This is a genomic window from Heliophilum fasciatum (assembly GCF_004341395.1).
GTDB lineage: Bacteria > Bacillota > Desulfitobacteriia > Heliobacteriales > Heliobacteriaceae > Heliophilum > Heliophilum fasciatum.
Map to the genome: position 1 here is coordinate 1 of NZ_SLXT01000046.1, position 9505 is coordinate 9505.

Genomic DNA, 9505 nt, shown 5'->3' on the forward strand with positions numbered 1-9505 from the left:
TGTCGGCGTTACCCGACTTCATTGGTACTATGCGGAAATCCGACTCCCTACTCGCTGTTTGGCTCCCTTGCTTTTGGGCTTGTCGGCCATACTCCATTACTGAAGAGCGGCAGGGTTTCCCAGGTTCCCATGTAGTCATTGTGATGCATGCCTGGCTCTTCATCCCCGGGATAGCCGCACTCATCTCGCCACTATTGATAAAAGTACGGTGTTGCTTTCCGATACTTCGACATCGTCAGCCTATCCGTTTTACTCATTTCGAGGCTCAATCACATTCAGGCCTACATCCTAACTGTCTACGCTAAACCGCACAAATTGCTTTGTTCAGTCCAAGACTCGCTACTGATGGTTGGGCTTCAACCATTTCAGGCAGGATTTCCACCTGCTAAACTACTTGGCCTTGCCTGGTCGCACCGAAGTTTGAGTAACTTAGATAAAGTGTCTAAAGGAGGTGGTTATGTGATTAAAGACAAAGGAACCCATATACCGGGGTACCATTCTGTTAAAGAGTTGTTAAAGGGACAAGCTTCCCGAATATACAAAGAAGTAAATGAGGAAGACAAGATTGTAATTGTTTACAAGCAGAATAAACCACCCACGGTTGTTATTCCTATTATGGATATATGAGGTTAGATGAACAAGGAGGCGTCGATATATTTCCATCGTATCTTTGTATTGATGCTACCATGTAAATTATAAAAAATTATTTAGTTGGGGGAAAAAAATTTAAATGGCCGAGTTAAGAAAAGAAGATTTGTGGATAATGGCTGATAAGCTTAGAAATAATATGGATTCTGCTGAGTATAAACATGTCTGTTTGGGACTTATATTTTTGAAATACATTTCTGATAGCTTTGTTAAAGTTTACGCAGAAATTTCGCAAGATGAGTATGCCGATCCTGAAGATAAAGATGAATATACTGCGAAGAATGTTTTCTGGGTACCCCAAGAGGCCCGCTGGGATAACATTATGGCAAAAGCTAAAACACCTGAAATCGGTCAGGTAATTGATAATGCAATGTATATAATTGAAAAGGAAAACTTAACTTTAAGAGGCGTGCTTCCGAAAGATTTTGCCCGTGCTTCGTTAGACAAAACTGCTCTTGGTCAGCTCGTTGATCTACTTGCAAATATTGAAATCGGAAATGATCCAAACAAAGACACCCTTGGAACAGTTTACGAATATTTTCTTGGTAAATTTGCCCGGGCTGAAGGCAAACTGGGCGGCGAATTCTATACTCCGAGAAGTGTTGTAGAACTAATCGTAAATATGATCGAACCGCATGATGGCAGAGTATATGATCCTTGCTGTGGTTCTGGCGGGATGTTTGTTCAAAGTGAGAAGTTTGTCAAGGATAGACAGGGGCGAATTGACGGTCAACTTGCGATTTATGGGCAGGAGTCTAATTACAATACATGGAGACTTTGTAAGATGAACCTTGCCATTCGTGGTATAGATGCTAACCTAGGCCAACAGAACGCAGATTCTTTCCACAATAATCAGCATAAAAATCTTAAAGCTGACTATATCATGGCAAATCCCCCCTTCAACATTAGTGATTGGGGAGGCGAACGCTTAATTGATGATCCTCGTTGGGGGAAATATGGCATCCCACCCGCGGGCAACGCCAACTATGCATGGATTTTACACATGCTCTATCATTTGGCTCCAAGCGGAACAGCAGGATTTGTTCTTGCAAATGGTTCGCTTTCAGCATCAACTATAAGTGAATATACAATTCGTAAAAATTTGATAGAAAACGATAAAATTGACTGTATTGTGACATTACCAGGTGGGTTATTTTCAACCACCTCTATTCCCGTATGCCTTTGGTTTATAACAAGAAACAAATTAAAAAATGGACATCGTGATAGACATGGGGAAATTCTATTTATTGATGCACGTAATATGAAAACTGAACCATTGGAAGATAGCCGTACACAACGTAAACTAACGGACAAAACCATTAATGATATTACATCTGCTTATCATTCCTTCCGAAATCATGAAAAGAAAACTATACAAGCGGATGGTACAGAAGTGCCTTATGAAGATAAACAAGGCTTTTGGAAAATTGTTGCACTGGAGGAAATTAGGGAAAAAGACTATAATCTAACCCCTGCGAGCTATGTGGGTGTTGCGCCTATTGAGAAAGATAGCGAGCCTTTTGAGGAAAAGATGGGAAGATTGACAAAACAGCTGTCAATAATTATGGAAGAGTCAAAAGGACTTGATATTGAGGTAGAGAATCAATTGAAAAATCTCAACTTTAGGTTGTGAGGTGTATAAAATGAGGAAACTTAAAATAGGAGATGTAGGTAAAATAATTACCGGAAAAACTCCCAAAACAAGCGTTACTGAATACTATAACGATGAATTCCCATTTATTACACCAGCTGACTTCAGCGAACTTAAAGCTATCAGGAACACAAGCAAGAAAATAAGTATGTTGGGCTTAAATTCAATTAAAAACTGTTTGATCCCAAAACATTCTATTTGTGTTACTTGCATTGGTTCGGATATGGGCAAGGTGGCGATAACTGAAATAGATAGTGCCACTAATCAACAAATTAATTCTGTTGTGCCATATGAAGATTTCGACCCTGATTTTATCTATTATGCAATAAAGTATGCTTCACCACATATAAAGCTTATGGGAGAAACTTCAACAGCTGTCCCCATAATTAATAAAAAAGATTTTTCAAAGGTAGAAATATTTTGTCCTGAAACCAAAGAGGAACAAGTTAGTATTGCAAACCAACTTGCTATTTATGATAGGAAAATTGAGAAAAATGTTATACACATGATGTTGTTAAAAGAAATAGTCTCGGTTGTTTATAAAAACTGGTTCAATGATTTTAATTACTTATCTAGCACAGGCGAATTGGTGAAAAACAAGAATTTAAATCGAGATGTACCATCTGGCTGGAATGTCTTACAATTCAAAGACTTTTTAACCCCAAATTCCGAAAAAATTGGTGATGTAGATGCTCCTATTTATTCCACGACAAATAAGGGTATTACTTTTCGAGATGAAAAGTTTAATAAAAATCTAACTAAATCACAAAAAAATAATAAGAAGGTTGTTAAAGATGACTTGATCTTTGGTCTCAGTCGTGAAATATTAAATTTTGGAGTGTTTACAGATGAGATTGGTTCTGTTAGTCCTGCGTATCAAATTTTTAAAATCGACCAGTCGGTTATTTTACCATTTATATTAGAACTTGAAATAAGAATTAACATGTCAAGATATATGGATATTCTGCAACTTGGCGCAAGAGAAGGACAAGGAATCCGAAAAGATTATTTGTTGCATAAACATTTTCTTGTTCCAAAGATGGAAGTGCAACAAGAATTCTCTAAAATATACATAGTTATGCAAAAAAAAATATCTAAACTGAAAGAAGAAAATGATGTATTGTCTGAAATAAGAGATACTCTCTTACCAAAGCTTATGAGCAGAGAATTACCAGTGGAAGTGGATGAAGCGAATGTCTGAATTTGAAGAATTTTCACAGGAAACACCAGGGCAAGAAAATTCTGTTTGTAGTGTCGGAGACTTAATTAATAAGGTTTCTGGATTTATCAGGACTATTAAAGAAAATAACATAACAGGTACATTGCTATTTAGAGGGCAAGCAAATATAAGCTTCCCGATGGACGCTAGTATTTTTCGCAACAACATGATCGGCAAAGAAACAACATTAATCAATGACTTAATTTTACAAGAACCGTTTGAGTTTGATAATCACATGACTGACTTTGAACAACTCGTAAAAATGCAGCACTATGGGTTACCAACAAGATTAATTGATGTTACTACTAACCCACTAATTGCTTTATATTTTGCTTGTGCGGATCAGACATGTGAAGATAAAGATGGCGAAATACTTATTCTAATTGAATCATTACAGCGCCCAACTGAAAGACAGGTACAGTTTTTTGCTGCCCTTGCGGAATATGATGGGAAAAGCATTGAGTATTTTGTTGACTATTTTGTTCAAAAAGGTTTGATTAGCAAAGATTTGGATTTCAAAGAAAAGAAAGAAAAAATCGAAAATTTGTTTAGAACAAAATATATACCTGTTGTTGCTCCAAAAAACAACGAACGAATCAAACGTCAAAATGGTGCTTTTTTACTATTGGGTATTGACATCGAGAAACCAGATTATTTCCTTAAGAATACATTTAATTTAAAGGATCAGTTGGTTAAAGACTTTGGCGATGGTATCCCACGGTCCCTAATTGTTCCGCAAGAGTATAAAGAATCAATGCTTAAAGAACTAGATATCATCGGAATTAACGAGTCCTTTGTATATCCGGAACTCGAACACCAGACTTCATATATAAGGAATAAGCATTATATAAAGGCAGGTGAATGATATGTCGCATTTTGCAGAACATCACCTGGAACAGGCAGTGATGGAGTGGTTTCGGGAATTAGGCTACCAGACAATTTATGGCCCAGATATTTCACCCGGTGGCAGTTTTGCAGAACGTGAGAATTTTGGAGATGTTGTATTATATAGTCGTTTACACAGCGCCCTCAAGAGAGTTAACAGAAAATACCCCGATAAGGTGATTGATGACTTAGTAAAAAAAATAACAAGTCATCAAAGTATGTCTATTTCACAGAACAATACTGCTTTTTTCAAAATGATAACTGATGGTATTGACGTAGAAATACGAAATAAAGATGGGAATATAAAAACCGAAAAAGCTTATATTTTTGACTTAACGGACATTGAAAATAATGAATTTTTAGCAGTTAATCAGTATACAATTATTGAAAATGGTAAAGAACGTCGTCCTGATGTTGTTGTCTTTATAAACGGTTTACCGCTTGCAGTAATTGAGTTGAAGAATACATCTAATGAAGATATTGGTATTTTAGAGGGGTTTAATCAATTACAAACTTATAAAAAAGATATACCTACGATTTTCTATCACAATGCTTTTTTAGTTACGAGCGACGGAATAAACGCAAAGGTTGGTACAATTTCCTCAGATTTTGATCGTTTTATGTTTTGGCGAACAGTTGATGGAACCGGTGAAGCACCAGTATCTACACCTCAATTGAAAGTAATGTTACATGGGATAATGGATAAAAAGCGTATTTTAGACATAGTCTCTAATTACACATTTTTTGTTCATGAGGATGATAAAACGTTTAAAATACTTGCCGGTTATCACCAGTATTTTGCGGTAAAAAAAGCATTATATAAAACACATATTGCTACAGCAGAAAATGGAGATAGAAAAGTAGGTGTTATTTGGCATACACAAGGAAGTGGAAAAAGTTTTTCCATGCTTATGTATACTCGCCAATTAGTCTTAGAGCTAAATAACCCCACGATTGTAATTATTACAGATAGAAACGATCTTGATGATCAGCTTTTTGGCACTTTTGCTAAAAGTGCCGATTATTTGCGCCAATTCCCGAGGAAGGCAGAAAACAGGAAACAATTAAGGGATTTGTTAAGTATTGAATCTGGAGGTATTATATTTACTACTATTCAGAAATTTTCGCCTGATGAAAGTGACCAAAGCATTGAAGCACTGACAAACCGCCGTAACGTTATTGTTATTGCAGATGAGGCTCATCGTAGTCAGTATGGATTAGAAGCTAAAGAAAAAGATGGCAGGGTGTCTTTCGGGTTCGCTAAATATATGCGTGATGCGTTACCAAGCGCTTCATTTATTGGATTTACAGGAACTCCTGTAGAGTTAAGTGATAAAAGCACACCTGCATTATTTGGAGATTACATTGATATATATGATCTGACACAGGCGGTCAAGGATAAAACAACAGTCCCGATCTATTATGAAAGCCGAATTGCGAAACTTGATATTCCTCAAGAAATTAAGCCAAGAATAGATATTGAGTATGCAGAAATTGTAAAAGAACAAGAGGAAACATATATAATAAGTCAACAAAGAAAATGGGCGAGACTTGAGGCGCTTGTTGGAACAGATACTCGTTTGGATGTAGTTGCAAAGGACTTTTTGCATCATTATGATTTACGGCAAAATGCACTTAGCGGCAAAGTGATGTTCGTGGCAATGTCGAGGAACATTGCTGTTAAACTATATTCAACAATTATAAAATATCGACCAGAGTGGCATAATGATGAAGTCGATAAGGGTACAATCAAAGTTATTATGACATCTGCCGCATCTGACCCTCAGGAATTTCAGATGCACTCTACTACATCTGCACAGAAAAAACTACTTGCCAAAAGGATGAAGGATCCAGATGATGAGTTAAATGTTGTTATTGTTTGTGATATGTGGCTAACTGGTTTTGATGTTCCATGTTTGCATACAATGTATATCGATAAACCAATGAGTGGACATAACCTAATGCAGGCGATAGCGCGAGTTAATCGCGTGTTTAAAGATAAGCCTGGTGGATTGGTCGTAGATTATATTGGGATAGCTGATAATTTACGTAGTGCTCTTGCTCAATATACACCATCTGACAGAAAAACAACCGGTATTGACCCTCAGATTGCAATAGACGTCATGATAGAAAAATATGAGCAAATCAAAGGTTTACTGCATGGATTTGATTACAGTAGTTACTTATATGGAACTGCATCTCAAAGAATGGATTGCATTGTTAAAGGTGTTGATTTTGTTCTTGGCAAAGCCGAAGATGAGAGAAAAGACTTCCTTAACTTTGTAGTTGAAATTGGAAAGGCATATGCTCTTTGCTCCACCTCAGAAAAAGCACAAAAAATCAATTTAGATATTAGTTTTTTCAAAGCAGTTAAAGCCGGAATAATTAAATTGTTACCTAAAGACAAGCCTAAGAAAACAAAGGATCAAATTGAATATGAAATAGGACAGTTGGTCTCAAAATCAGTAATTTCAGAAGAGATAGTTGATATCCTTGCAGCTGTGGGATTAAACAAGCCAGACATATCCATACTATCTGATGACTTTTTGGAAGAAGTCAAAGGACTTCCTCAAAAAAATCTAGCATTGGAATTATTGCGCAGACTGCTAGATGGTAAAATCAAAGCGATTTCCAAAAATAATATTGTGCAAGCTAAGAAATTCTCAGAAATGCTTGAAGCGTCAGTTAACCACTATACTAAGCGGTCACTTGAAACCGCTGAAGTTATCAAGGCTCTTGTTGATATGGCAAAAGACTTGAATAATCTCCACAAGAGAGGAGAAGAATTAGGTTTGTCTGACGATGAGTTAGCATTTTATGATGCAATTTCTGAAAACGAGTCCGCGAGAAAATTCTATAAAAACGATGTACTTAAACAAATTGCAAAAGAACTCGCCATAAGCATTCGGAATAATATGAGAGTCGACTGGGACGTGCGGGAAAGTGTGCGTGCTCAGATGCGTATTACTGTGAAACGACTTCTACGTAAATATAAGTATCCACCCGATAATCAAACGGACGCTGTTAAATTAATTATTGAACAAGCTGAAAAAATCTGTGAAAAAGAAATGCAATAAAAGGTAGGCGTATATAAAAAAAGCCAGACACTACAAGCGCTTATTGAACTGCTCCCCGTTAATCGGACACGAATAAAAACACCCTATGTAGAATCTCAAGTTATTACGCAAGCTGGCATCGTTTTTCGTACGGTGTCAGCTCTGTTTTTAATTGGATACGATCGTAGTTATAACCCGTTTTTCGAGTAAGCGTCAAACCTTCCTCACCTACCAGTTCAATAATCGATGTGCAATAATCATTCCCAGAACGCTAAAAACGAAGCGAACTGGGGATGATTTTTCTGAGCAGAGAAGAACTACGAAAAGAATGGGAGGCGCGCGTGGCCGCATTTCAAGCGAGTGGCCAGCGACTCCCCCGATGGTGTGAAGAGAATAATGTCAAGCCATATCAATTGCGGTATTGGCTTCAAAAAACCGAAGCAACATCGGAATCGGGTCCCACCCATTGGCTCTCCGTGAATGTTGCCCCCTGGACAAAAGAAGAACGCTCGGACGCCTCCATGGTGGTCCGCGTCGGTCCGGCAACCATCGAAGTTCACGACGGTTTTGATCCGGTATTATTTGCTCAAGTGGCGAAGGCCCTGGCCGAATTATGCTAAATGAAACGACAGTCGAACGCGTATACCTCGCTTGCGGCAGCACCGATATGCGCAAATCGATTGACGGGTTGGCCATTTTGGTTAACGAACATTTTGGACTTGATCCTTTTGCACCGTGTCTCTTTGTGTTTTGCAATCGGCAGCGCGATAAGGTGAAAATCCTGCAATGGGATCACAATGGTTTCTGGCTCTACTATCGACGATTGGAACGTGGAAAGTTTCATTGGCCGGGTAACGACCGGCGGGAATCGATCACGATCAGCCGCCGGGAACTGCGTTGGCTACTTGACGGTCTTCCGCTACAACAACCGGAGGCCCATCGACCCGTAACGGCGCGCACGATCCTGTAAAAGTGTTGTGCGCTTTGTTGCATTTTAAAAAGGATATATACGAATCCCGTCGAATCTTTGGTGTATGAAGAAAACAACAAACACACCGGACCATAACATCCACCCTCCCCACGTTGCTCCCCCGATGAGTGCAAGCCCGGAACCGTCGATCACGGAGTTGCAGAAGCGCTGTGAACAATTAGCGCAGCAAAATACAGAACTTACGGCGAAGCTGAAATGGTATGAGGAGCAGTTTCGCCTTCAACAACACCGGCGTTTTGGCGCTTCCAGTGAACGCAGTGAACCCGAGCAAGATCAACTGCAATTATTTAATGAGGCGGAAACCGAAGCCCTGGCGGTACTGGCCGAGCCGACGTTGGAGACGATCACCTATCAACGTCGCAAAGCCACGGGCCAACGGGAAGTTCGCTTGGATCACCTGCCCGTCGAGACGATCGAATACCGTCTCACGGAAGAAGCACAGGTTTGTTCCTGTTGCGGTGGTGCATTGCATGAAATGAGCAAAGAAGAACGAAATGAACTGCAGATCGTTCCGGCCCAAGTGAAAGTGGTCAAGCATGTGCGGTATGTTTACGCCTGCCGTCGTTGCGAGCGGGAAGCGATCCAAACCCCGATCGTGACGGCGCCGATGCCCAAACCGGTGCTCAAAGGCAGCTTGGTCTCACCATCGATGATGGCCTATGTCATGAATCAGAAATATACGGACAGCATCCCACTGTATCGCCAGGAGCAGCAATTTCTGCGCCTCGGCGTGGAGTTGTCGCGCCAAAACCTGGCCAACTGGATGCTTTACGGTGCCCACCGTTGGCTGTCCCTCCTGTATGGGCGCATGAAGCAGATTCTGGTGGCGCAGCCGATTCTCCATGCCGATGAGACCACCGTACAGGTGCTGCATGAACCGAACCGGGCCGCCGAAACGACGTCCTACCTGTGGTTATATCGAACCGGCCGCGAAGGTCCGCCGATCATTCTCTATGACTATGAGTATTTCGGCGTGAAAGAGCCACTTTATCGGAAAAATAGAGCCACCTTCACGGGAAAATAGAGCCATGTTCACGGAACGAGAGCCACCATCT

The 9505-nt window shown here is 39.8% G+C and carries 7 protein-coding genes and 1 pseudogene; all 8 read left to right on the forward strand.

Features of this window, described 5'->3' with window-relative positions; translation table 11 throughout:
• The first annotated feature begins 459 nt into the window (after positions 1-459).
• Positions 460-627: a hypothetical protein gene (locus EDD73_RS14990; RefSeq protein ID WP_165876544.1), complete on the forward strand. Its 168-nt coding sequence runs from the start codon at positions 460-462 to the stop codon at positions 625-627.
• Between the two features lie 103 nt (positions 628-730).
• Positions 731-2281, forward strand: a complete 1551-nt coding sequence (locus EDD73_RS14155) for a type I restriction-modification system subunit M (protein WP_131921021.1) — start codon at positions 731-733, stop codon at positions 2279-2281.
• A gap of 10 nt (positions 2282-2291) precedes the next feature.
• Positions 2292-3500 carry a restriction endonuclease subunit S gene (locus EDD73_RS14160; RefSeq protein ID WP_131921023.1) on the forward strand — a complete coding sequence of 403 codons (1209 nt, stop codon included), beginning with the start codon at positions 2292-2294 and terminating at the stop codon, positions 3498-3500.
• Entirely contained in the window at positions 3493-4383 is an 891-nt protein-coding gene (locus EDD73_RS14165) for an FRG domain-containing protein (RefSeq protein ID WP_165876545.1), read from the forward strand. The genes EDD73_RS14160 and EDD73_RS14165 overlap by 8 nt, the downstream gene beginning before the upstream one ends.
• 1 nt (position 4384) lies before the next feature.
• Positions 4385-7480 (forward strand): type I restriction endonuclease subunit R, encoded by a 3096-nt coding sequence (locus EDD73_RS14170; RefSeq protein WP_131921027.1) that lies wholly within the window; start codon positions 4385-4387, stop codon positions 7478-7480.
• A gap of 272 nt (positions 7481-7752) precedes the next feature.
• The gene (gene tnpA / locus EDD73_RS14175; protein ID WP_406567202.1) at positions 7753-8079 is read left to right on the forward strand and encodes an IS66 family insertion sequence element accessory protein TnpA; all 327 of its coding nucleotides are present in this window, start codon (positions 7753-7755) and stop codon (positions 8077-8079) included.
• Positions 8073-8429, forward strand: a complete 357-nt coding sequence (gene tnpB, locus EDD73_RS14180; protein WP_131921029.1) for an IS66 family insertion sequence element accessory protein TnpB — start codon at positions 8073-8075, stop codon at positions 8427-8429. The genes tnpA and tnpB overlap by 7 nt, the downstream gene beginning before the upstream one ends.
• Before the next feature lie 124 nt (positions 8430-8553).
• Positions 8554-9414 (forward strand): annotated as a pseudogene (locus tag EDD73_RS14185) (transposase); the annotation flags it as partial.
• Positions 9415-9505 lie beyond the last annotated feature (91 nt).

Excerpts from the sequence above, each read along its gene's own strand:
- EDD73_RS14155 (WP_131921021.1), top strand. The coding sequence starts at position 731 with ATGGCCGAGTTAAGAAAAGAAGATTTGTGGATAATGGCTGATAAGCTT.
- EDD73_RS14160 (WP_131921023.1), top strand. The coding sequence starts at position 2,292 with ATGAGGAAACTTAAAATAGGAGATGTAGGTAAAATAATTACCGGAAAA.
- EDD73_RS14165 (WP_165876545.1), top strand. The coding sequence starts at position 3,493 with ATGTCTGAATTTGAAGAATTTTCACAGGAAACACCAGGGCAAGAAAAT.
- EDD73_RS14170 (WP_131921027.1), top strand. The coding sequence starts at position 4,385 with ATGTCGCATTTTGCAGAACATCACCTGGAACAGGCAGTGATGGAGTGG.
- tnpA (WP_406567202.1), top strand. The coding sequence starts at position 7,753 with ATGATTTTTCTGAGCAGAGAAGAACTACGAAAAGAATGGGAGGCGCGC.
- tnpB (WP_131921029.1), top strand. The coding sequence starts at position 8,073 with ATGCTAAATGAAACGACAGTCGAACGCGTATACCTCGCTTGCGGCAGC.